Here is a 23,329-nt window from a genome sequence, read left to right as displayed (position 1 = left end):
TTCCGAAAGTTACAATTTGTAATATTTTGAAAGGAAAATTTATGAAAAAAATTATATCTGTAATATTATCAACTGTAATGCTTGTAACAAGCTTTGCAACATTCGGTGCAAGCGTTCAGGCGGCAACGGTTGAAGAAAGTTTAAAAGCCGCAGGATTTTCGGACAGTTACATAGACGGCTCTTACAGCTCGGAACACGGCTCCGTGGGATTGGCTGAATTGCAAAAAGAACACCCTAATTGGAAATTTGTGGCATTCAAAACCGGTTTGGATTTTGACGAAGCCGTTCAAGGCGAAAAATCAGGCACTCCTACTTCAGAAGAAAATCTGCGTGATTATCTTGACCCTCGTAATTGGTTAAGCGAAAAGTACATTTTTCAGTTTGAAAGCATCAAAAAAAGCGATGCTTCTCAGTCCGTATCAAGTGTAAATGCTATTCTCAAAGGCACTTGGATGGCAAACAGTGAAATTACATATTTTGACACACAAAATGTCAGCAAAAAAGTAAGCGAAGTTTCAAGCTATGCCGAGTCAATGATTAAGGCGTCAAACGACAGCGGAATGAGTGCAAACTACATTGCGGCAAAAATCCGTCAGGAAAACGGCGGTGCAACAAATTCCGCCAAAGCCGTAAGTGGGTTAAATCCGCCGTTTCAGGGTATATATAATTATTTTAACATTGGTGCATACTCATCAGCTTTGGACGGACTTGCTTGGGCGGCAGGATTTTTAAAGGCAAAGACCGATACGGTTTTGTACGAAGCCGCTGATGAAAATTCCGAGGCGATTGCAACTGTATCAAAAGGTCAAAGGATGTGCTATATTAATCAAAAGGGTGATTTTTACAGGGTTACTCTTTACGATGAACTCGGAAACGGCAAATATGAAGATAAAGATATCGGATATGTTAAAAAATCCGATTTGAATACAACATACATCGGCAATTACGGCAGACCGTGGACCGACCCAAACAAAGCAATTTACTACGGCACAAAGTACATCGCAAACGGCTATCTTAAATATCAATACACAATGTATTTGCAAAAGTTTAATGTTAACGAGCAGTCGGGCAATTTGTACAAGCATGAGTATATGACAAATGTCAACGGTGCGGCAAGCGAGGGATATCATCTTTACAGCGGTTATTCAAGAGCGGATTTGCTCGACAAAGCACATACATTCTATATTCCTGTTTTTGACAATATGCCAAATGATGATTCAGATTCAGACTCGTCAGTTTCCACAACAACAAAGGATTATACTCCGAAAAAGGTTAAGTTAACAAGCCTTACCGCACTTAAAGGTCACAAAATCAAGGCAAAGTGGAACAAGTGCTCAACATCTGCAACAGGCTACCAAATCTATTGGGCAAAGGACAAAAAGTTTAAAAAGATTGTTGCCAAAACAACTACAAAAGGCAGGTCAAAGGTAACTTACACCGGCAAAAACTTTACAAAGGGTAAAAAGTATTATGTAAAGGTAAGAGCTTATAAGAAGGTCGGAAGCAAAAAATATTACGCTCCTTGGTCAAATATTAAGTCAAAAACATCTAAATAACTTAATATACGGAGCGTTAAAGCGGTGCTCGGATTTGTATTGCATTTTAAATGTACATATGGTATAATTTGAATACAAGGAATAAATTATATAAAATTTATGAAAGGATGAATAAAATGAAAAAATTAATTTCAGGTATTTTGTCTGTTGCAGTTCTTGCTACAAGTATGCTTGGTTTTGCTTCAACTGCTCAGGCGGCAACAACAAACATTACAATTCCTGCCGGTCAGCGTATGACTTATATCCGTGACAGCGGAAATCAGTATGTGGTCAGACTTTATACAGAGCAAGGCAGTGGCAAATATGCACCTACAACACAGGTAAAGTTTGGCACTCAAACTGCAACTGCATCAAGCGGAATCATCGGCTACATCAACAAAACAGATGTTGACACAACATTTTTTGGCGGTAACTACGGCAGACCGTGGACAAACCCTTACGATTCAATCGTTTACGGTGCAAAGTATATTGCCGACAATTATCTTTCAGACCAATTTACATTGTATTTCCAGAAGTTTAATGTTAATACAACTTCAACAAAGCAGTTTACACATGAATATATGACAAATATCAGCGGTGCAGCTGATGAAGCAAAGATTCTTTATAACGGATATAAAAATGCAGGTTTGCTTGAATCACCGCATACATTTTACATTCCTGTTTATTTAAATATTCCGGGTGATAACGGTAATTATTCAACGGCAAGTTATCCGGAATTTACAGGTAAATATGCGCATGATATTGCAGATTTTGCAAGAATGTACGGCGGAACAAATTATACTTTTAAAGCTGTTAATACCGGTCTTACATTTGATCAGGCGGTAGCGGCAGAAATGAAAGCAAATCCTAGAGCTTTAAAAACAGATGTTGAAAAGTATCTCAATCCTCTTAATTTCTTAACTTTAGACGGTGTTTTCCAGTTTGAAAGCCTGAAAAAGGAAGATTGTGATAAAATGTCTCCTGATGCAAATGCCCCAAAGAATCTTGTAAACGGTATTCTCAAGGGCTCTTGGATGGAGAATAAAGACATCACATACACCACTACAGAGGGTTCAATAACAAATTATACAACAGGCTCGGGAACAACTCTTAAGAATGCTACATATACAGATGCGATAATTGCTGCTTCCACAACTAACGGCTGGGGCGTAAATTACATTGCAACAAAGATTCGCCAAGAAAACGGTGTATACTACGGTTCTGCAATTACAGGCACAACCGCACCGTTCCAGGGTATTTATAATTTCTTTAATATCGGTGCAAACAACACTGCATCGGACGGTCTTGCATTTGCCGCAGGATATATGAAGGCAAAGACAAATACAACATTGTATTACACAAATGCCACAATAACTCAAGCTCAGCCAACCACAACAAAGCCTGTAACAACTACTAAGAACTACACTCCGGCAAAGGTTAAGCTTGTAAGTCTTATAGCTAAAAAGAGCGGTCACAAGATTGTTGTAAAGTGGAACAAGTGCACAACATCCGCTACAGGTTATCAAATTGTTTGGGCAAGAGATAAGAAGTTTAAAAAGATTTCTGCCAAAAAGACAATCACAGGCAGAAGATACAAGTCTTATACCGGCAAAAACTTCACCAAGGGCAGAAAGTATTATGTAAGAGTCAGAGCCTATAAAAAGGCAGGCGGCAGAATATATTACGGCCCGTGGTCAAACATCAAAGCAAAGACTGCAAAGTAAATTAATTCAGCACAATAAATAAGGGACTGCTTCACTGTTATGTGAAGCAATCCCTTATAATTTTTGTGTTCGGTTCAAGATTATTGAATTGTTTTGTTTTACTGAATTTCTCTTTTCTTTGCGAGGGTTTCGCTGATTTCGGCTTTCTTGGCACCTACAACATCGTACTTAATCATAGGAATGATTGAGAGAAGTGCAAGTATACCCGGAAGGGCGGTGTATGCAAAGAATATAATGTTCTTTGTGCTGAGGTTAAATGTGCCTGTTGCAAGGCCGTCATAATAGCCCGAAGCCTGAACAAAGATGAGTCCGACAGCTGTGCCGAGAGCAAGGCAAACCTTGATTGTAAGAGTGAGGATTGAGTAGCAGGTGCCCTCCATTCTCTTGCCTGTTTTGTATTCGTAGTAATCCACACAGTCGGCTGTCATAATCATTGGCATAAGAGTTACGGCACCGAATTGCAAGCCGATAAGGAACAAGCTTGCGTAGAACAAAACGGTAAGCACCATATTACTTGGGGATTTGAACCAGAAGTAGCCGACTGCAAATGAGAAAATCGAAGCGGCAAAACCGTAAACCGAAAGAAGAATGTAAGCCTTTCTTTCATCCAACTTTTTGATGAGCAACGGGCAAAGTGCCATGCTTATCATAGAACCTACGGCGGTTACAATACCCAAAACGGCAACGAGGTTTTGGCTTCCGAGAATAACGGTGGCAGCCTGAACCTGAATGCCCATTGCCATCTGTCTGCCGAAGCCGAGGAAGTAAGAAACAATTACAAGCATAAACGGCTTGTTGTCTTTGAGGGCGAAAATCATATCTTTTGCGGTTGTTTTTTCGCCGGATTCAACCGTAACACGCTCTTTGTTGAGGAGCGGAATGAGTGCAAAAAGTACGCAACCTAAAATCGCCGTGAGAATTGCAGTGCCGAGATATTCGCCGGAAATCATCGGGGTGTCTGTTTCGCCCGATTTTACAAAAACCTTTGAGCCGCCCGGAATGATGAGGCAAACAATAGGCACAATTACAACGCAAGCACTGAAACCTACCTGCTTGAAGGTGTTTGAGATAGAAACAACATTTGTTCTTTCTGTCGGGTTTGGTGTGAGTGCGGCGGCGATACCCTGCGACGGAACATCACCCATTGTCATTGCAATGCTCCAAATAAGATAAGTGCCGAAAATCCAAATGTATGTTGCAACCTTGTTGTCTTTAAACGGAACATCAATAAACACAACCGCCGTGAAAATAAGAAGCGGAACGATTGAATACACAATCATACTTTTGAATTTGCCCATTTTGCTTTTTGAGCGGTCAACCAAATTACCTACGACAGGGTCGGCAACTGCAGAAACGATTTTTGCAATCAAGATGAGAATTGCAACCACCGATACATTTGCACCCAAAATCGAGCCGTCAAATTCTGCCTGATAACTGTTGAGCAATCCGACTATTGCCTGAAAGCCGAACAGACCGAGAGAATAAGCGGCAATTTCTTTGAAGTTAAGATATTTTTGCTTTGCAATATCTTTTGTAGCTTCAGCCATTGTTTTTTACCTCACTTTTAAATTTTTAAATAAAATAAGCCAAGACAGAATAGTGCAATCCTGCCTTGGCGCCTTTGCCATGACAAAGAAGAAATTTTAGATTAATCCGAAAATACTTCTTTAAAAATATCTACATTAGCCATTCTCATAACCGAGCTGAAAAGCTTTGAACCGTAAACAGGCATAAGACGGTTGAAAACGCTCATTGCGTGTGCATCAAAGCCGTGAACCTGCATAGGAGCCTTGTGCTCGATGCCAAACATAATCATCTTAACCATCTTGTCGCAATCGGTTGAAATCATATCCATAACCTTTGCGCCGCTGCTCATATCGGCATTGCCTTGGCCTCTGAAAATATCTGTCTTTGTGAAGCCCGGGCAAACAAGACCAACATACATCTTGCCTTGGAACTCAACACGAAGTGCTTCTGTAAAGCCCTTGAGTGCAGCCTTTGATGCAGAATACATTGATGTGCCTGCAAGAGTCATAAGAGCGGCAGATGAGTCAATGTTGATGATAGCCGGTGTGCTTGACTGAAGAAGCATCGGCAACATTGTTTTAACCGAATATACGCAAGAGTAGAAGTTGATGTTCATTGCTCTTTCGATTTCGTCATAAGAATATTTGTCAAATCTCTTGAATTTTGGAAGAATACCTGCGTTGTTGACAAGAACATCAACCTTAATGCCCTTTTCGTTAAGCTCGTTTGCAAAGTTCTCCCAATTTTCTTTAACGCTTACATCAAAAAGCTCGTATGAAAATTGCTTTGCATATGTTTCGCCGAGTTCTTCAATGAAGTGAAGCATTTTCTTTTCGTTTCTTGCTACGCCGATAACGGTGCAGCCGTGTTTTTTGATAAGTGTTGCGGCAATACCTGCACCCATACCGCCCGATGCGCCGGTAACAACTACGGTTTTGCCTTGAAGCCAACATGTACTCATATGTATATCCTCCGAGTGATTATTTGTGTTTTCATACGCTATAATGATACTACAAAATTATGCTGTTGTCAAATGTCAAATGGAATGTTAAAGTACATTTTTTTGTTCGTCAACTTGATATATAATGTATTATAATGTATAATCAATATATCGTAGAGGCGAACTGTGTTCGCCTACCGTACATATTGTACATATTCTTGTTATTAACACAAACGAAAGTGAGATATATTATGAATTTTACCGAATTGCCAAACGGAATGGTTGAGAGTTTTGTGCTCCTCAAAAAATGTGAAGAAAAAAAGACAAAATCAGGCTCGATTTATCTTGATGTCGTTATTTGCGACAAAGACGGAGAGATGAGCGGCAAATGGTGGGATTATCAGCCAAACGGCATTTTTTCATCAGATATGATTGTTAAAATTCGAGGAAGCGTAGAACAATATAACGGCAGGGACCAGTTCAGAATTTCGCAAATGCGTCCTGCATCGGCAAATGATGACTATAATCTTGCCGACCTTGTGCCGAGTGCCGAGGTTGGCGGTGCACAGCTTTTTGATATGATTCACAAAAGGGTTGAAGCTTTTGCAGACAATGATTTGAAGGCGATTGTGCTTGCGATTATTGACGACAAAAAGGACAAACTCGTAACTTATCCTGCCGCACTTCGACTTCATCACGCAATCGTCGGCGGCCTTATGTATCACACAATGAGCATTGTGCGTATGGCAGAGGAAATCTGCAAAATTTATCCAAATATCAACAAGGATTTGCTTCTTTCGGGTGTAATTCTTCACGATGTCGCAAAAACTTGGGAACTTGAAACTTCTCAATCGGGACTTGCAAGCGGTTACAGCACCGAGGGCGAACTTATCGGTCACCTCGTAAAAGGTGCAATGTATGTTGACGAAACGGCTAAAAAACTCGGCATTTCGGGCGAAAAGGTTACACTTCTTGAGCATATGATTTTGTCACACCACGGAATTCCGGATTACGGTGCGGCTGTTCGCCCAATGTTCCTTGAGGCGGAGATTTTGTCAACTCTCGACTCACTTGACGCAACGATTTATGAGATTAACAACGCTCTTGACGGCGTTGAAAAAGGCGGTTTTTCCGATAGACAGTGGGCACTCGACAACAGAAAATTATATAATCACCATCTCGGCGACCCAAGCCACAAGGTGAATTTCTGATTATCAAATATCGTAGGGGCGAACTGTGTTCGCCTTTTATGAAAATTACGAATATGCCATATATGAAAGGTTAAAATTATGGGAATGACTAACGCAGTTGAGCAGGACAGCTGGACGGAAATCGCTGTTACTGTTGACACAAAAGATATAGACGCCGCAGGCGACATTGCAAATATGGTAGTGCCGTACGGCATTTACATTGAGGATTATTCCGCTCTTGAAGAGGAAACTATGGAGATTGCCCACATTGATTTGATTGAGGAATCCTTGCTTGAAAAGGACAGAACAAAGGGCATAATCCATATTTACATCAATCCTGATGAAAATCCGCTTGAGTCCACTTCGTTTATCAAGGAACGCCTTGACGCACTCGGAATTGAGCACGAAATTACAATTTCCGATTGCAAGGTGGAGGATTGGCAGAACAATTGGAAGCAGTATTTTCACCCTATGCCGATAGGTAAGAAGTTACTTATCCGCCCTGTTTGGGAAGATAATTATGATGCAGGCGACCGCAAGGTGCTTGATATTGAGCCGGGTCTTGCTTTCGGTTCGGGCTCTCACCCGACAACTCAACTTTGCCTTGAAACGCTCGAAAAATATGTTGATGAAAACAGCACCGTGCTTGACATCGGTTGCGGTTCGGGCATTCTTTCTATCGCAACGCTTCTTCTCGGTGCAAAGTCGGCATTCGGCGTTGACATTGACGAACTTGCTGTCAAAACTGCCAAGGAGAACGCACTCCAAAACGGTTTCGGCGAGGACAGATTCACCGCCGTTCAGGGTGATTTGTCCGACAAGGTGAGCGGCAAGTTCAATGTTGTTGTTGCAAATATCGTTGCCGACATTGTTATGCAGTTCAACACGCAGGTTGGCGAATTCCTTACAGATGACGGCGTTTACATCACAGGCGGAATTATCGAAAGCCGAGAGGACGAAGTGCTTTATTCCTTTGCTCAAAACGGCTTTGAGGTTATGGAACGCCTCGAAAATAACGGCTGGCTCGTTTTCGCCCTCAAAAAAGCATAATAATTCAATAAGGCTCCTCTTACTTGTAAGGGGAGCTGTCGCACTTTATGTGCGACTGAGGGGTTAAAAGGACTTGATATAATTTTTGCACCCTGACTTTACATAAAATGCAATTTTTGCACTTTCATTATTGACAGGGTGCAATTTTTGCACTATAATACAATAGAGGTGCAATTATGAGCGAACTAAAAAAATTGAGAGTATCAAAGAACTTAACCCAACAGCAGGTTGCCGATATGTTTGGTGTTTCGTTGCGTTCTTATAAATCGTATGAAAATGATGAATCAAAGAAAGACACAATAAAGTATAATTATTTTGTTGAGCAGCTAAATTTAATTAACCCCGTTGATGAGGAGCACGGAATACTTGAAATCCAAAATATAATTGATGAATGCAGTTCTGTTTTTGAGAATTATGATGTTGAATTTTGCTATCTTTTCGGCTCATATGCAAAGGGCAGAGCAACAGAAACCAGCGATGTTGATTTGTTGATTTGTACTGAAGAAAGAGGATTGAAATATTTTGGACTTGTTGAAGATTTGAGAAATGCACTTAATAAAAAAATTGATGCATTAGATATAAAACAACTAAACAATAATCCTGAATTGCTCCGAGAAATTTTGAGGGACGGTATAAAAATTTATGGATAACATTAAAAATGATAATTATTATATTGAAAAAATAGTAAACGATTTGCGATTTATTTCATTTCATATGGCAGATGTGACTTTGGAGGAATTCGGTAAAAACGATATATTGCTTGATTCTATGATGTTTAGAATGATTCAAATATCTGAAAATTCAAAGCGTTTAACTGACGATTATAAATTGAAAAAAGCAAATGTTCCATGGAATTCGATTTCGGGATTGCGTAACCGTATTGTGCACGACTATGGAAATGTTGATTTGAATGTTGTTTATGATACCTTAAAAAATGACATTCCCGAATTGCTAAATATGCTTGATTAAACACCGTAGGGGCGAACTAAAATCAAATAACCGACCAAGGCTCCTCTTTAAAGGGGAGCTGTCGCACTTTATGTGCGACTGAGGGGTTAGCACAAGAATTTTGCAGCAATGCAAAGTTCTTTTTCTTTTGGGCTATTATCCCCTTGCATTAATTCGGGATATACTATATAATAATTGTGTATTTAAAATTTTTAGATTGCGAGAAAGATATGGAAAAGATTTTAGTTTTGGACTTCGGCGGTCAGTACAATCAGCTTATCGCCCGTCGTGTGCGTGACCATCATGTTTATGCCGAAATTTTGCCTTATACCACCCCGCTTGAAACCATCAAAGCAAACGGTTACAAGGGCATTATTTTTACAGGCGGACCTAATTCGGTTTTTGATATGTCGTCACCGCATTATACAAAGGATATTTTGGAACTCGGCGTGCCGGTTCTCGGCATTTGCTACGGCTGTCAGCTTATCGCTTGGATGGGCGACGGCGAGGTTAAAACCGCTCCTGTTTCCGAATACGGCAAGATTGAACTCAATGCCAAGGACTCTGTGCTTTTCAAAGGCGTACCTGAAAAGTCGGTAGTTTGGATGAGCCACACAGACTATATTGCAACTCCGCCGCAGGGATTTGAAATTATCGGTTACACCGATGACTGCCCGTGTGCCGCTATGGAGAACAAGGCAAAGAATATTTACGCTGTTCAGTTCCACCCTGAGGTTACTCATTCCGAGTACGGCAAGCAGGTGCTTTACAACTTCCTTTACGAAGTTTGCAAGTGCTCGGGCGACTGGGTAATGGATAATTTTATTGACAATACTGTTAAAGAACTTCGTGAAAAAATCGGCGACAAGCATGTAATTTTGGGCTTGTCGGGCGGTGTAGACAGCTCCGTTGCAGCAGGCTTGCTTTCCCGTGCAGTCGGCAAGCAACTCACCTGCGTTTTTGTTGATCAAGGCCTTATGCGTAAGGACGAGGGCGACTTTGTAGAAAAGACTTTTACAGAGCTTTTTGATATGAATTTTGTTCGTGTAAATTGCGGCGACCACTTTATGGAATGTTTGAAGGGCGTTACAGACCCTGAACAAAAGCGAAAGATTATCGGCACGGAATTTTACAAGGTATTCTGGGACGAAGTCAGAGCAAGAGCCGCAGAGGGATTCTTTGCACAGGGTACAATTTATCCTGACAGAATTGAGTCCGGCAAGGGCAAAAGCGACGGCAAGGCACAGACTGCTGTTATCAAAACTCACCACAATATGGTTGAAAAACCAAAGGATATTTCGTTTATTGACACAATCGAGCCGCTCGGCGACCTCTTTAAGGACGAAGTAAGAGCAGTAGGCGAAAAACTCGGAATTCCTCACGAGCTTGTATGGCGTCAGCCGTTCCCGGGTCCGGGCCTCGGTGTAAGAATTATCGGCGAAGTTACAGCCGAAAAAGTAAGAATTTTGCAGGATGCCGATTGGGTACTCCGTGACGAAATGAGCAAAAACGGTTACGAGAGCAACCTTGCGCAGTTCTTCTGCGTCCTTCCGGGCGTCAACTCCGTAGGCGTTATGGGCGACCACAGAACATACGACAATGTGGTTGTCATCAGAGCCGTTACAACCGATGACTTTATGACTGCCGACTGGGCAAGAATTCCGTATGATATTCTCGCCAAAGTCAGCAACCGCATCACAAACGAGTGCGCTCATATCAATCGAGTGGTCTATGATATAACCTCCAAACCACCCGGAACAGTTGAGTGGGAATAATTAACAGAAATCTTGAAAGTGGCTTAAACACTGGGCTTTGAGTGTTTGATAACTTCAAATGATACTGTTTTGATACTGTTTCACTAATTTAATACAAAGGGAAAACCCCTAATGTATGACTCAATTCATACATTAGGGGTTATTTTTATTCGCCGTTTTTCTTTTTGTCCCATAATTCCATAAGTTTTTTATGGTTTTCTCTTGCGGCACTCATAGGGTAATTATAACGCCACTCATCATATTCCTCTTGCGTTATTTCTCCATTTTTAAGCTGCTCATGTTTTTTGCTCCATTCCATAAACCCGTCGGACTCGTGAGATGTCGGGTCTTTCGGCATTAAATAAGGTAAACCTATTTCATCGGTGCAAATATGTAAATCGTACTCATCTTCAAGTGCGAAAAGAAGCTGAAATAACGCTTCGTAATTATTTATGTCGGGAACTTCCAAGGCTGACGGCTGTACACCGACAATAGCGGCTAACCGTTCAACATATTTACCCTTTGGTCGTCTTGTGCCGCTTTCATATTGAGCAATGCGAACATCTGCTCCGAGTTTGTCAAAGCCTGCGGCTAAGCCTAATTGTTTTTGCGTGAGATTTTTTCTTTTTCTAAACCTCTTTAATCTATCGCCAACTGTCATATCTTACTCCTAAACATTTTTGTATAATTTGATTATAACCGATAAATTTGAAATTTGCAACATATTAAACAAAAAAGTTTAATGAAATTGTGCCATAAGTATTGACATAAACAAAAATGTTTAGTATTATACAAATGAACACTAAACAATATTGTTTAGTGATCGAAGGGAGGTGAAATAATGAACAAACTTTTTATGAAAGCCGAGGAAATTCAAGAAGAATTAGGAATTTCAAAAACATATGCTTATAAAATTATAAAAGAATTGAACGAAGAGCTTGAAAAAATGGGTTATAAAACTCTTGCAGGTCGTGTCAGCCGTAAATTCTTTAATGAAAAGTTTTATGGCATAAATGAAAATGCAGAAGAGAAAGGAGCGTAAATTATGCCTGTTTACAAAAATCAAGATAATGGTACTTGGTATGTTTCTGTTTACTATAAAGATTGGGAAAACAATCAATCTCGTAAGGTTAAGCGTGGCTTTAAAACTAAGCGTGATGCACAAGAGTGGGAAAGAGAATTTCTCTCGAAGCAAGCAGGCGATCTTAGTATGAATTTTGAAACCTTTGTTGACATATACAAGGCAGATATGAAGGATAGAATTAAGGAGCATACCTGGATAGGAAAGAATGCTATTATTGACAAAAAGATTTTACCTTATTTCAAAAATAAGAAGATTAACGAGATAAAACCGTCCGATATACGAGCGTGGCAAAATGAAATGATGGCTTATCGTTCCCCGAGTGACAAAGCCTATTCACCGATTTATCTTAAATCAATTCATAATCAACTTAGTGCAATTTTTAATCACGCAGTAAGATATTATGATTTAAGAAATAATCCGGCGGCAAAGGCAGGAAATATAGGCAAAAAAGAAAGTGACAGAGAAATGCTCTTTTGGACAAAAGAAGAATATCTTAAATTTGCAGATGTGATGATGGATAAACCTGTGTCGTTTTATGCATTTGAAATGCTGTATTGGTGTGGCTTACGCCTCGGCGAGATGCTTGCATTAACTCCTTCTGATTTTGACTTTCAAAAGGAAACCGTACGCATAAATAAATCTTATCAAAGATTTGATTGTAGGGATGTTATTACAGACCCAAAGACACCGAAAAGTAAGCGAACAGTGAAAATGCCTGCATTTCTTGCCGAAGAAATGCAGGACTATATTCATAGTATTTATGGTATTGAAGACGACGACAGAATATTTCAAATTACAAAAAGCTATATGCACCATGAAATGGAAAGAGGGTGTAAACTAGCAGATGTAAAAAGAATTCGTATTCATGATTTAAGACATTCTCATGTTTCGCTTTTGATTGATATGGGCTTTAGTGCAGTCGACATTGCAAATCGTGTAGGTCACGAAAGTATAGATATTACTTTTAGATATGCCCATATGTTTCCTAACAAGCAAAGCGAAATTGCAAATAAACTGAATATTGAAAGGGGTGTTGATAATGTCGGCGAAAAATCTTGACTTAAAAGGCAGATTGCGAAACAAAATCGTATCGTTTCGTATGTCGCCCCAAGAGGCAAAGCTTCTTGACGATTATGTTTCTGTTTCGGGACTTAATAAGCAAGATTATATTATCGATAGGGTGCTGAGAACGGAGATAACAGTTAATCCCAGTCCGAGAGTTTATAAAGGTTTGAGGGACAAGTTAAATAATGTTTACAGCGAACTTTGCAGAATAGAAAAAGGCTCCGAAATTAGCGAAGAAACACTTTGTCTTATTTGTTATATGTCTGCCATTTTAAGGGAAATGGGAGGGTAATCATAATGAACGAGAAAATAAAAAAGACTGCTTTTGAAACATCTGCCGGTACAGATGAAAAGCAGTCACTAATAAATAGCAATAATATTATAACCGATGAAGATGATTTTTGCAATAGTGATGATTTGTTTGCAGAATTCAGAGAGGAGAGCAACCCGAATTTTATAAGAACTTTTACTTTAGGTGAGCTTTTTGATAAATCATATGATATTAAGCAGCCGATAATTAAAGATTTGCTTTATCCGGGAATGTACTTATTTGTCGGTGCACCTAAAATCGGTAAATCGTTTGCAATGTTGCAATTAGCACATCATGTCAGCAACGGTTTAGACTTGTGGGATAAAAAGGTCAATCAGGGCAAGGTAGTTTATCTTGCTCTTGAGGACAGAGAGGCTCGAATAGTATCTCGTTATTATAATATGTTTGGCGTTCCGCCAAATCCGGATAATATAATAATTTCAACATTCTCAAACAAGGCGGGTCACGGTCTTGAAGGTCAGCTTGAATATATTTTGGCAAGAAATCAAGGCGTATCGTTAATTATAATTGACACTTTACAGATGATTAGGGAAAGCTCAAATGACAAAATGAATTATTCAAGTGATTATGGAATTATTGAAATTCTTAAAAGATTTGCTGATAGATTCAAGGTGTGTTTGCTTGTTGTTCATCACACAAGAAAGCAAGATTCCGATGATGTGTTTGATACAATTTCAGGTACAAACGGATTGCTTGGTGCTGCTGACGGAGCATTTGTTATGCAAAAGGAAAAACGAGGCAAGAACAAAGCTACTATTTCCGTTACCGGCAGGGATTTGCCCGAACAATGTATTCAAATTGAACGCTCGGCAAATTGCACTTGGGATTTTGTAAAATCCGATGTTGATTTATTCGATAAGCCAAAAGATAAAATACTCGATAAAATTGTGCCTTTTGTTTCTGCCTGTAAGGTTTGGCAAGGTACGGCAACTCAATTGATAGAAGAAACGAAATTTGATATTACTCCAAATGTTTTGAGCCGTAGTTTAAATGCACTTCATTCTGTGTTATTAAACGATTATAACATTGAATACAAGTTTGAACGAAAGCATTCAGGTAAAATAATATCATTGTCGATAATAGAATAGGTGCGTCGATGTGTCGATATTTTAACCGCTGTGTAATTATCGACGCAATCGACACGCTTTTCTCAAAACACCGTAGGTCGCAAGGGCACTTGTGATGCGTAAGTGTCAAAAGTGCTTTTGCGTTACTCTTGGCAAGAGTAACAGAAAAATAAGGTTTGTAAATTATAAGAAAGGGCGTGACGATTATATATTTAGCAAGCATAAGTATTGAACTTGGTAAAGGCGCATTAAAGCATAACAGCAGGATATTTAATACCTCGAATACAAATCCCGAAAGGTCGCACCTGAACAAAGAGTATATAAATGACGATATAAAAAATGTTTATCACGAATTGTTTGACGAAGCTGTTGAGCGTTATAACTCCAAACAAACTCGCAATGACAGAAAAGTAAAAAACTATTATGAAAAAATTTGCAACGGTAAACAGGAAAAACCATTTCATGAAATAGTAGTTCAAATTGGCAATAAAAATGATTTTGGAATTGGTAAGCAAACTACCGGACTTGCAGAAAAGGCACTTGATAATTATGTTAGCACTTTTCAAAAACGCAATCCGTATTTGCGTGTGTTCTCCGCCCATATGCACTTGGATGAGGCAACACCGCATTTGCATATTGATTTTGTTCCATTTACAACCGGAAGCAAGCGTGGACTTGATACAAGAGTGTCGTTAAAACAGGCTCTTGCAAATCAAGGCTTTGTCGGCAACGGCAGAGAAGAAACAGAATGGGTATTATGGGTGAATTCCGAAAAAGAATCATTGGCTGAATCTATGTTTAAATTTAATATTGAATGGGAAAATCAGCATACAAACAGAGAGCATTTATCGGTTCTTGATTATAAAAAGAAAGAACGGCAAAAAGAAGTTATACAGCTTGAAGAAAAGGTCGATATGCTTAAAAATGAAATTGAATGTTATCAAGATTGCAATAATGAATTGCAAGAAATTGATGAAAGTGGTTTTGATGACAAATTCGTTTTACCCGAACCCAAGCCGTTTATGTCGGCAAATGCGTATAAGAAATTGATTGAACCGATGTTCAATAAGCTAAAGCAAATGGTAAAAGCGTTGATTGTAAGATGCTTCAAAGCAGAGGTACGAGCTTATAATGCAAACAGAATTGTCGGGAGACTTCAAAATGATGTTGAAATTTATAAAAAAGATGCAAAATCATTCAGTAAGATGGCTCACAGAGCAGATAAAAAGCTTGCTCAATACAGTAAACTTCGCAGAATAATCGGACCAAAAAATGTTGATGAAATTCTAAAACAATCTCAATCGAGAAATAAAGAAATGTATAGGTGATTTTATGAAAAAATATATAACAGACAAAATTACAGGCATTAGCTATACTCTTGTAGGCGATGTGTATATTCCAAATCTTGTGTCAACCGATACAAATTATGAAATCGGCTGTTGGGGCAGAAAACATAAGGAGTATATTAAACAACATAAACCGGCGTTTTATACAACCCTGCTTACTCAATGTAAACTAAATTCATATCTTGCAGATATTGAACAGCAGGCGCAAGACCTTTTTCTCCGGCTAGTAAAAGACCTCGCCGAAAAAGAAAATGTAACCGAGGAACTCAAAGCAACCGATATGATGCGTTGGGTGCAAAAGATGAATAATGTTCGTAATAGAGCAACAGAAATTGTAAATGCGGAATTGATTTATACGGTATAAACACAACGACGGCAGGGAGAAATCCCTGCCGATTTTTAGATAGTACAAGAATGTTATAATTATATACATTTCATTTATGAATTTGTAAAGCTTTTTAAATTGACTTTTATTTTAAAATATGATAGTATGTAAGTATGTAAACTTACATACTAATTTAGAAACGGTGGTGATTACTTGATTGTTGATGATTCTATGAAATTCTGTAATTTGCTTGCACAAATGATAAAAGAGGCAAAATTATCAAATGTCAAGTTTTACACCGCACTTGGCATAAAGAAACCTTACTTTTATGATATTTTAAGCGGTAAAGTTAACCCACCTCCTCCTGATAGACAAATTGCAATGCTTCGGTTATTGAATCCAAAGCCTGAACAAATAGCGTTGTTTTTTGATTTAGCTGCACAAGAACGAAATGAAGTACCTGCTGATATCGCAAAAGCCTTAGAAAATAAAGATTTGTGCAGAAAATTGAGAAATGGTATAGATTACGAAAAATTATTAAAGAACGGAGAATACAAAAATGAGCGATAATAAAAGAGAACAAGAAAGAACAGAACTTTACCGTACAATATGGGCGCTTGCAAATGAACTTAGAGGAAGTGTCGATGGTTGGGATTTTAAACAATATGTTTTAGGTATGCTGTTCTATAGATATATATCTGAAAACCTTACAACTTATCTCAACAAAGGTGAATGGGAAGCAGGAAATACTGATTTTGATTATGCGAAAATCAGCGATAAAGAAGCTTTAAGGGTTAAAAATGATATGGTGCAAGAAAAAGGCTTCTTTATTTTACCCGGTGAATTGTTTGGGAATTTATTAAACAGAATTAGAAAAGCTGATAAAGACGCAAAGGATCAAGCAGAAAAAGACGGCAAAGAATTAGAAATTGCTGATTTGGATGAAAATTTAAATGAAATATTGCAAACAAACTTTAAAAACATTGAAGCATCTGCTATAGGAAGTCCAAGCGAAGAAAACTTCAAAGGTTTGTTTGACGATATAGATGTAAACAGCAATAAACTCGGACCAACAGTAGTCAAAAGAAACAAAAGACTAAAAAAACTAATCACTGTTATTGGAGATATGGATCTTGGTAATTATCAAGATAATTCCATTGATGCTTTTGGGGACACTTATGAGTATTTAATGGGAATGTACGCTTCTAATGCCGGAAAAAGCGGCGGCGAATTTTTCACACCACAAGAGGTATCTGATCTTCTAACTAAAATTTCACTTCTTGATAATAACGGTAAAATGAAAACAGAAGTAAATAAAGTATACGACCCTGCTGTGGGAAGCGGTTCGTTACTTTTGAAGTTTGCAAAAATTCTCGGTAAAGACAATGTCCGTAATGGATTCTTTGGTCAGGAAATCAACATTACAACTTATAACCTTTGCCGTATCAATATGTTTTTACACGATATAGGTTACGATAAATTCAGCATTGAACACGGCGATACTTTGACTGATCCTAAGCATTGGGATGAAGAACCGTTTGAAGCCATTGTTTCAAATCCTCCGTACTCTATTAAATGGGAAGGGTCTGACAATGGAACACTGATAAACGATCCTCGTTTTTCTCCTGCCGGTGTATTGGCACCTAAATCAAAAGCGGACTTTGCTTTTATTATGCATTGCCTTAGCTGGCTTGCTACAGACGGAACAGCGGCTATTGTTTGTTTCCCCGGTATTATGTATCGTAGCGGCGCAGAACAGAAAATCAGAAAATATTTGATTGATAATAATTTTATTGAATGTATCATTCAGTTGCCTGATAATCTTTTTTATGGAACAAGCATTGCAACTTGCATTATGGTTCTCAAAAAATCAAAAGTTGACAACCAAACTTTATTTATTGATGCTTCAAAAGAATTTATCAAGTCTACCAACAGCAATAAATTGGGCGACGGAACTGCAAGCAATGAACCTAATAACATTCAGAATATATTAAACGCATATATCAACCGAAAGACTGAAAAGTATTTTACTGCTCTTGTTAAACAGAAAGATATTGAAAATGCAGATTACAATCTTTCTGTGTCAACTTATGTAGAAAGTGAGGATACAAGAGAAATTATTGATATAGCCGTTCTTAACAAACAAATATCTGAAATTGTTCAGCGTGAAAATACGTTGCGTGCCGAAATTGATGCGATTATAGCTGATATTGAGGAGGCGTAATATATGAGATTGTCAGATGTGTTATCAAAACCGATAACAACAGATTATGTACAAATAGAAAACTTTTTGGGCAGTAGAAAGCTTAAAACCGGAAATTCTAAAAAAATTGCAGTCGGCAAGGTTGCATTAAATTATTATTGTAATAATTGCGGCGATCAGCGAACATTCTATTCTGGGGAAGACTTGTTCTGTATTGGTGTAAACGAAAAGACTGTCAGCATTGACTGTGTTCTTGAATGTCCTCGTTGCGGAGCTTCTGTGCAAATGTGGTTCTTGCTTGAGTGCAGAGAGGAAGATAATATACATAGTCAATATCCTTATGTGCGTATTGCAAAAAGAAGTGAAAAATTTTCTGAAGCAGTTTCGCTAAATACTGAAACTTACGGTGATTTCACAGATGCTTTGGAAAAAGCCAGAAAGGCGGCCAGAGAAGGATTTGGAGCAGGGTCTATTGTTTATTTGAGAAAGGTTTTTGAAAGAATTATTACCCAAACAGCAGAGGCTGCAAATCCGCCCATTGAAACGAGGAAAGCAAACGGCAATCTTAAACCGTTTATTCAGATTCTTACACCGGTAAAAGATCAATGTAATATCATCCCTTCGGAATTTGCTGAAGATGGCTATAAACTATTTGGTGAGCTTAGTGATGTAGTTCATGGAGATTATGACGAAGATGAGGCATTACAAAAATTTGATGCTTTTTATCGATTAGTTACAGGTGTACTGGAAAAAATAAAAACTAACAGAGAACTAATGGATGCGATAGGTACCTTAGGTTGGCATACCGGAGGTGAGGAGAATGAGTAAATTAGAACAACTTATAAATGAACTTTGCCCAAATGGGGTAGAATTTAAGAAAATAAAAAATAGTTATACAAGAATAAAAGGTACTCCTATTACTGCGGGCAAAATGAAGGACATTGCATCTGATGACGGTGAAATCAAAATCTTTGCAGGAGGAAAAACTGTCATCACTGCTCATGAAGCTGATATACCTAATGCAAATATTACGAGAGTACCTGCTGTTTTAGTGCAGTCCAGAGGGGTAATTGATGCTGTTTATTACGATAAACCATTTACTTTTAAAAATGAAATGTGGGCATATACAGCAGATAATCCAATCAAAGTAAAATATTTATATTATGTTCTGAAAAATAATATTGAACACTTCAGAGAAACAGCTTCAGGAATGGGATCATTACCTCAAATTTCTTTGCGAGTAACTGAAGACTTCATAATTCCTTTTCCACCTTTACCAGTACAAGAAGAAATCGTTCGTATATTGGATAAATTTACGGAACTCACTGCGGAACTCACTGCGGAACTCACTGCGAGAAAGCAACAGTATGAGTATTATAGAGACACTGTTTTAAATTCAATTAAACAGAGTGAATTATATCCGATAAAGGAAGTTTGTGACACAATAACTAACTTTGCAGCAGCGGGTTCTTTTGCTGAAGTTTCAAAAAATGTGCCTTATTTATCAAAACCAGATTATGCTCAATTAATAAGAACAGTTGATATTAAGTGCAACTATACCAATAGCTCACCAATTTATATATCTAAAGATTCATACGATTATTTGTGGAGAGTTCAATTAGACACCCCATGCATTGTTTTGCCTAGTGTAGGAAATTGTGGAGAAGTATATTATATCAATCCAATAAAGCTACCTTATAAATACAATGCTCTTGCTAAAAACGCGTTGCTAATTCGTAGCAGTAAAGTTAATTTGCTATATTTAAAATACACATTTGAATCTCTTGAATTCCAAAAAAAATTGAAAAAAGTCACTTCAAATATGGGACAGAGTAAATTTAATAAAACCGATTTCGAAAAATTAACTATTCCGATTCCATATCCGGAAGACAAGGAAAAGTCACTTGTAGAACAACAACGCATAGTTGATATCCTTGACCATTTTGACAGGCTTTGCAACGATATTAGCGAGGGATTGCCTGCCGAAATCGAAGCAAGACAAAAGCAATATGAATATTACCGAGATAAGCTCTTAACTTTTAAGAAAAAGGAGGCGGTGGAAAATGAATAGCTTTGAAATTGTGGCAAGTTCAACCGAAAATACAGTTGTTGCTGAATACACGCCTGAAGAAAGAAAAAGCACCGACTATCAAAGCGAAGCGGAACTTGAAAAAGATTTTATAAATCGCCTTGTCGATCAGGGCTACGAATACATTTCCATAAAAAGCGAACAAGACTTAATTGACAACCTCCGTACTCAGCTTGAAAAACTTAATAACTACACCTTTTTCGATAAAGAATGGAACGACTTTTACAGCACTGTTATTTCCAATGGAAATGATGGTATTGTTGAGAAAACCCGCAAAATACAAGAAGATTACCTGCAAAACCTTACCCTCGATAACGGTTATGTGAAGAACATCAAGTTGATAGATAAAACCAACATTCATAACAATCATTTGCAGATAATAAACCAGTACGAAGAAAATGAGGGTGAACGTAAAACCCGTTATGATGTAACGATTTTGGTAAACGGATTGCCGTTAGTGCATATTGAGCTTAAAAAACGAGGGAACGCAATTCGAGAAGCGTTTAACCAAATCAATCGATACCAGCGTGACAGCTTTTGGGCAGGCAGCGGATTGTATCAGTATGTACAGCTGTTTGTAATCTCCAACGGTACGCATACAAAGTATTATTCTAACTCAACAAGATTTCAGCATATCAAAGATAACGCAGAGAAAAACATATCAAAAAAGAAAAAGACTTCTAATAGCTTTGAATTCACAAGTTATTGGGCGGATGAAAAAAATCGTACCATCCCGGACCTTGTGGACTTTACAAAAACCTTTTTTGCAAAACATACGCTGCTTAATATTTTGACTCGTTACTGTGTATTTACCTCAGAGGATTTATTATTGGTAATGCGTCCTTATCAAATTGCGGCAACTGAAAAAATCCTAAACCGCATTATCGTTTCTACCAATCTCAAAAAAACCGGCAGAAAAGAGGCGGGCGGTTACATTTGGCATACCACCGGAAGCGGAAAGACTTTAACAAGTTTTAAAACTGCACAGCTTGCTCAAGGATTGAATTTCATTGACAAAGTATTGTTTGTTGTTGACAGAAAAGATCTTGACTACCAGACAATGAAAGAATATGACAGGTTTGAAAAAGGTGCTGCCAACAGCAACACCTCTACTAAAATTTTGCAAAAACAAATGGAAGATGATAATGCAAGGATCATCATCACAACTATTCAAAAGTTAGATAAATTCATATCTAAGAACAAAGAACATGAAGTTTATAAAAAACATATTGTTATGATTTTTGATGAATGCCATCGTTCTCAGTTCGGAGATATGCACAAGTCGATTACAAAGCATTTTAAGAATTATCATATTTTTGGTTTTACGGGTACGCCGATTTTTCCATCAAATTCCAACAGTTCCAATGCACCTAATATGCGTACTACGGCACAGGTTTTCGGAGGTGAACCGGACGAAAACGGGAACAAAGTAAGACCACTGCACGCATATACCATTGTAGATGCTATTCATGATGGAAATGTCTTGCCTTTTAGAATTGATTATATCAATACGATTAAAAATCCTGAAATTTTATATGACAAGCAAGTAAAAGCAATTGACCGCGAAAAAGCTTTGCTTGATCCCCAAAGAGTATCTGAGATTACACAATACATTCTTGAACATTTTGAGCAGAAAACTTATCGCAATCAAAGCCGTTCCTATTATGGCTATAAAGTGATTACGAATGTAGAAAAAATGGCAAAGTCCAAGAATAATACGGTATCAGAGCGAAAAACGACTGCAAAAGTAAATGGTTTTAATTCAATTTTTGCAGTCGCATCTATTCCGGCAGCGATTGCATACTACAATGAATTTAAAAAGCAAATGGAGGAAACAGGTCATAAATTAAATATTGCTACGATATTCAGTTTTAATCCAAACGAAGAAGATCCGGATGATATCTTGCAAGATGAGAATTTTGACACAAGCGGTCTTGATCAGACTTCACGGGATTTTCTTGACAGTGCGATTGATGATTATAATGAGTTATTTAATGTTAGCTACGATACATCTGCGGATAAATTTCCAAACTACTATAAAGATGTATCATTGAGAATGAAAAATCGTGAGATTGATTTGCTGATCGTAGTTAATATGTTTCTAACTGGATTTGATGCAACCACTTTAAACACTTTGTGGGTAGACAAGAATTTAAAAGATCACGGTTTGATACAAGCGTTTTCTCGTACCAATCGTATTTTGAACTCGGTTAAAACATTTGGAAATATTGTTTGTTTCAGAAATCTTGAGACGGCCACTAATAATGCCTTAGCGCTTTTTGGGGATAAAAACGCAAGAGGTATGGTTATTCTAAAAACTTACAATGAGTATATGAATGGCTATGAAGATGAGCACGGAAAGCATATTGAAGGTTATAACGAGCTTGTAGCCAGACTGGTAAATGAATTTCCGATAAGCAGTCAAATCATTGGCGAGGATAACGAAAAAGAATTCGTCAAACTGTTTGGTCGCATTTTGAAATTGAGAAATATTTTAAGGTGTTTCGATGATTTTGAAAGCGACAGTTCTGTATCCGTTAGAGATTTACAGGATTATCAAAGCATTTATATTGACTTATATCAAGATTATGTTAAAAAAAGCGATATTGAAAAAGAACGAATCAACAATGATATTGTCTTTGAAATTGAACTTATTAAGCAGGTCGAGGTCAATATAGATTATATCTTGATGCTTGTTGCCAAATATCACGAATCAAATTGTGAGGATAAAACGATTCTTGTTAATATTAATAAATCAATAGATGCAAGTGTTGAGCTGCGCAGTAAAAAAGCTTTAATTGAGGGATTTGTTGCCCAAATGACAGTAAAAACAGATGTTGAAAAGGACTGGAAAGACTTTGTTAAAAAGCAAAAGGAACAGGATTTAGATACTATCATCAAAGAAGAAAAGCTAAAACACGATGAGGCTCAAAAATTTATGGAAAACTCTTTCAGAGATGGTGGAATAAAAACCACTGGAACAGATCTTGATAAAATATTACCTCCGATGTCAAGGTTTTCAAGCGGCTCTAATAGGACCTTAAAAAAACAAACTGTCATCGATAAACTAAAAGACTTTTTTGAAAAATATTTTGGCTTAATATAACACAAAACCGCTACCGTTTTTAAACCGGCAGCGGTTTTAACTATG

The 23,329-nt window shown here is 37.9% G+C and carries 21 protein-coding genes; 18 read left to right on the top strand and 3 right to left on the bottom strand.

The window, feature by feature from the left end; translation table 11 throughout:
- Window positions 1-41: 41 nt before the first annotated feature.
- Window positions 42-1,556, top strand: coding sequence for a hypothetical protein (locus tag Q0E08_RS00510; RefSeq protein ID WP_294774943.1), 1,515 nt, complete (start codon window positions 42-44; stop codon window positions 1,554-1,556).
- 116 nt (window positions 1,557-1,672) lie between these two features.
- The gene (locus Q0E08_RS00505; protein ID WP_294774940.1) at window positions 1,673-3,259 is read left to right on the top strand and encodes a fibronectin type III domain-containing protein; all 1,587 of its coding nucleotides are present in this window, start codon (window positions 1,673-1,675) and stop codon (window positions 3,257-3,259) included.
- 98 nt (window positions 3,260-3,357) lie between these two features.
- Here Q0E08_RS00505 and Q0E08_RS00500 read toward each other — a convergent pair whose 3' ends face one another.
- Together Q0E08_RS00500 and Q0E08_RS00495 are read right to left on the bottom strand one after the other, a co-directional pair.
- Window positions 3,358-4,806 carry an MFS transporter gene (locus Q0E08_RS00500; protein WP_294774938.1) on the bottom strand — a complete coding sequence of 483 codons (1,449 nt, stop codon included), beginning with the start codon at window positions 4,804-4,806 and terminating at the stop codon, window positions 3,358-3,360.
- Between the two features lie 101 nt (window positions 4,807-4,907).
- A complete protein-coding gene (locus tag Q0E08_RS00495) occupies window positions 4,908-5,747 on the bottom strand; it encodes an SDR family oxidoreductase (RefSeq protein WP_294774936.1) in 840 nt (279 codons plus the stop codon).
- A gap of 230 nt (window positions 5,748-5,977) precedes the next feature.
- Between Q0E08_RS00495 and Q0E08_RS00490 the strand changes: the two genes are divergently transcribed.
- The 5 genes from Q0E08_RS00490 (at window position 5,978) to guaA (ending at window position 10,689) form a co-directional block, all read left to right on the top strand.
- On the top strand, window positions 5,978-6,937 hold the full coding sequence (locus tag Q0E08_RS00490) for a 3'-5' exoribonuclease YhaM family protein (RefSeq protein WP_294774934.1): 960 nt from the start codon (window positions 5,978-5,980) through the stop codon (window positions 6,935-6,937).
- 78 nt (window positions 6,938-7,015) lie between these two features.
- Window positions 7,016-7,966, top strand: coding sequence for a 50S ribosomal protein L11 methyltransferase (gene prmA / locus Q0E08_RS00485; protein ID WP_290906859.1), 951 nt, complete (start codon window positions 7,016-7,018; stop codon window positions 7,964-7,966).
- Window positions 7,967-8,142: 176 nt separating this feature from the next.
- Window positions 8,143-8,616, top strand: coding sequence for a nucleotidyltransferase domain-containing protein (locus Q0E08_RS00480; protein WP_294774927.1), 474 nt, complete (start codon window positions 8,143-8,145; stop codon window positions 8,614-8,616).
- Window positions 8,609-8,935 carry a DUF86 domain-containing protein gene (locus Q0E08_RS00475; RefSeq protein WP_294774924.1) on the top strand — a complete coding sequence of 109 codons (327 nt, stop codon included), beginning with the start codon at window positions 8,609-8,611 and terminating at the stop codon, window positions 8,933-8,935. Before Q0E08_RS00480 ends, Q0E08_RS00475 begins: the two co-directional genes overlap by 8 nt.
- A gap of 209 nt (window positions 8,936-9,144) precedes the next feature.
- On the top strand, window positions 9,145-10,689 hold the full coding sequence (gene guaA / locus Q0E08_RS00470; RefSeq protein ID WP_288528192.1) for a glutamine-hydrolyzing GMP synthase: 1,545 nt from the start codon (window positions 9,145-9,147) through the stop codon (window positions 10,687-10,689).
- Window positions 10,690-10,834: 145 nt separating this feature from the next.
- On the opposite strand, the gene Q0E08_RS00465 is transcribed toward guaA, so the two are convergent.
- A complete protein-coding gene (locus tag Q0E08_RS00465) occupies window positions 10,835-11,329 on the bottom strand; it encodes a helix-turn-helix domain-containing protein (RefSeq protein WP_177921106.1) in 495 nt (164 codons plus the stop codon).
- A 180-nt stretch (window positions 11,330-11,509) separates the two neighbouring features.
- Between Q0E08_RS00465 and Q0E08_RS00460 the strand changes: the two genes are divergently transcribed.
- The 11 genes from Q0E08_RS00460 (at window position 11,510) to Q0E08_RS00410 (ending at window position 23,284) form a co-directional block, all read left to right on the top strand.
- On the top strand, window positions 11,510-11,710 hold the full coding sequence (locus tag Q0E08_RS00460) for a helix-turn-helix domain-containing protein (protein ID WP_177921107.1): 201 nt from the start codon (window positions 11,510-11,512) through the stop codon (window positions 11,708-11,710).
- A 3-nt stretch (window positions 11,711-11,713) separates the two neighbouring features.
- Window positions 11,714-12,811 carry a site-specific integrase gene (locus tag Q0E08_RS00455; RefSeq protein WP_294774916.1) on the top strand — a complete coding sequence of 366 codons (1,098 nt, stop codon included), beginning with the start codon at window positions 11,714-11,716 and terminating at the stop codon, window positions 12,809-12,811.
- On the top strand, window positions 12,792-13,109 hold the full coding sequence (locus tag Q0E08_RS00450) for a plasmid mobilization protein (protein ID WP_294774913.1): 318 nt from the start codon (window positions 12,792-12,794) through the stop codon (window positions 13,107-13,109). Before Q0E08_RS00455 ends, Q0E08_RS00450 begins: the two co-directional genes overlap by 20 nt.
- 5 nt (window positions 13,110-13,114) lie before the next feature.
- Window positions 13,115-14,236 carry an AAA family ATPase gene (locus Q0E08_RS00445; protein ID WP_294774910.1) on the top strand — a complete coding sequence of 374 codons (1,122 nt, stop codon included), beginning with the start codon at window positions 13,115-13,117 and terminating at the stop codon, window positions 14,234-14,236.
- A gap of 176 nt (window positions 14,237-14,412) precedes the next feature.
- Window positions 14,413-15,543, top strand: coding sequence for a plasmid recombination protein (locus tag Q0E08_RS00440; protein WP_294774907.1), 1,131 nt, complete (start codon window positions 14,413-14,415; stop codon window positions 15,541-15,543).
- Between the two features lie 4 nt (window positions 15,544-15,547).
- Window positions 15,548-15,925, top strand: a complete 378-nt coding sequence (locus Q0E08_RS00435; protein ID WP_294774904.1) for a TnpV protein — start codon at window positions 15,548-15,550, stop codon at window positions 15,923-15,925.
- A gap of 174 nt (window positions 15,926-16,099) precedes the next feature.
- Window positions 16,100-16,456: a hypothetical protein gene (locus Q0E08_RS00430; RefSeq protein WP_294774901.1), complete on the top strand. Its 357-nt coding sequence runs from the start codon at window positions 16,100-16,102 to the stop codon at window positions 16,454-16,456.
- On the top strand, window positions 16,446-18,110 hold the full coding sequence (locus Q0E08_RS00425; RefSeq protein WP_294774898.1) for a type I restriction-modification system subunit M: 1,665 nt from the start codon (window positions 16,446-16,448) through the stop codon (window positions 18,108-18,110). The genes Q0E08_RS00430 and Q0E08_RS00425 overlap by 11 nt, the downstream gene beginning before the upstream one ends.
- A 3-nt stretch (window positions 18,111-18,113) precedes the next feature.
- The gene (locus Q0E08_RS00420) at window positions 18,114-18,917 is read left to right on the top strand and encodes a hypothetical protein (protein ID WP_294774896.1); all 804 of its coding nucleotides are present in this window, start codon (window positions 18,114-18,116) and stop codon (window positions 18,915-18,917) included.
- A complete protein-coding gene (locus Q0E08_RS00415; protein ID WP_294774893.1) occupies window positions 18,910-20,160 on the top strand; it encodes a restriction endonuclease subunit S in 1,251 nt (416 codons plus the stop codon). The genes Q0E08_RS00420 and Q0E08_RS00415 overlap by 8 nt, the downstream gene beginning before the upstream one ends.
- The gene (locus Q0E08_RS00410) at window positions 20,153-23,284 is read left to right on the top strand and encodes a type I restriction endonuclease subunit R (RefSeq protein WP_294774889.1); all 3,132 of its coding nucleotides are present in this window, start codon (window positions 20,153-20,155) and stop codon (window positions 23,282-23,284) included. Before Q0E08_RS00415 ends, Q0E08_RS00410 begins: the two co-directional genes overlap by 8 nt.
- Window positions 23,285-23,329: the final 45 nt, after the last annotated feature.

The sequence above is a fragment of the uncultured Eubacterium sp. genome, assembly GCF_934561735.1.
Lineage (GTDB): Bacteria > Bacillota > Clostridia > Oscillospirales > Acutalibacteraceae > Eubacterium_R.
The sequence above is the reverse complement of the archived record's forward strand: the minus strand, read 5'-3'. Positions and strand labels throughout refer to the sequence as shown.

Coding starts and splice junctions, on each gene's coding strand:
- Q0E08_RS00475 (WP_294774924.1), top strand. CDS start 8,609: ATGGATAACATTAAAAATGATAATTATTATATTGAAAAAATAGTAAAC.
- Q0E08_RS00445 (WP_294774910.1), top strand. CDS start 13,115: ATGAACGAGAAAATAAAAAAGACTGCTTTTGAAACATCTGCCGGTACA.
- Q0E08_RS00415 (WP_294774893.1), top strand. CDS start 18,910: ATGAGTAAATTAGAACAACTTATAAATGAACTTTGCCCAAATGGGGTA.
- prmA (WP_290906859.1), top strand. CDS start 7,016: ATGGGAATGACTAACGCAGTTGAGCAGGACAGCTGGACGGAAATCGCT.
- Q0E08_RS00465 (WP_177921106.1), bottom strand. CDS start 11,329: ATGACAGTTGGCGATAGATTAAAGAGGTTTAGAAAAAGAAAAAATCTC.
- Q0E08_RS00460 (WP_177921107.1), top strand. CDS start 11,510: ATGAACAAACTTTTTATGAAAGCCGAGGAAATTCAAGAAGAATTAGGA.
- guaA (WP_288528192.1), top strand. CDS start 9,145: ATGGAAAAGATTTTAGTTTTGGACTTCGGCGGTCAGTACAATCAGCTT.
- Q0E08_RS00420 (WP_294774896.1), top strand. CDS start 18,114: ATGAGATTGTCAGATGTGTTATCAAAACCGATAACAACAGATTATGTA.
- Q0E08_RS00510 (WP_294774943.1), top strand. CDS start 42: ATGAAAAAAATTATATCTGTAATATTATCAACTGTAATGCTTGTAACA.
- Q0E08_RS00495 (WP_294774936.1), bottom strand. CDS start 5,747: ATGAGTACATGTTGGCTTCAAGGCAAAACCGTAGTTGTTACCGGCGCA.
- Q0E08_RS00450 (WP_294774913.1), top strand. CDS start 12,792: ATGTCGGCGAAAAATCTTGACTTAAAAGGCAGATTGCGAAACAAAATC.
- Q0E08_RS00500 (WP_294774938.1), bottom strand. CDS start 4,806: ATGGCTGAAGCTACAAAAGATATTGCAAAGCAAAAATATCTTAACTTC.
- Q0E08_RS00410 (WP_294774889.1), top strand. CDS start 20,153: ATGAATAGCTTTGAAATTGTGGCAAGTTCAACCGAAAATACAGTTGTT.
- Q0E08_RS00480 (WP_294774927.1), top strand. CDS start 8,143: ATGAGCGAACTAAAAAAATTGAGAGTATCAAAGAACTTAACCCAACAG.
- Q0E08_RS00435 (WP_294774904.1), top strand. CDS start 15,548: ATGAAAAAATATATAACAGACAAAATTACAGGCATTAGCTATACTCTT.
- Q0E08_RS00425 (WP_294774898.1), top strand. CDS start 16,446: ATGAGCGATAATAAAAGAGAACAAGAAAGAACAGAACTTTACCGTACA.
- Q0E08_RS00490 (WP_294774934.1), top strand. CDS start 5,978: ATGAATTTTACCGAATTGCCAAACGGAATGGTTGAGAGTTTTGTGCTC.
- Q0E08_RS00455 (WP_294774916.1), top strand. CDS start 11,714: ATGCCTGTTTACAAAAATCAAGATAATGGTACTTGGTATGTTTCTGTT.
- Q0E08_RS00505 (WP_294774940.1), top strand. CDS start 1,673: ATGAAAAAATTAATTTCAGGTATTTTGTCTGTTGCAGTTCTTGCTACA.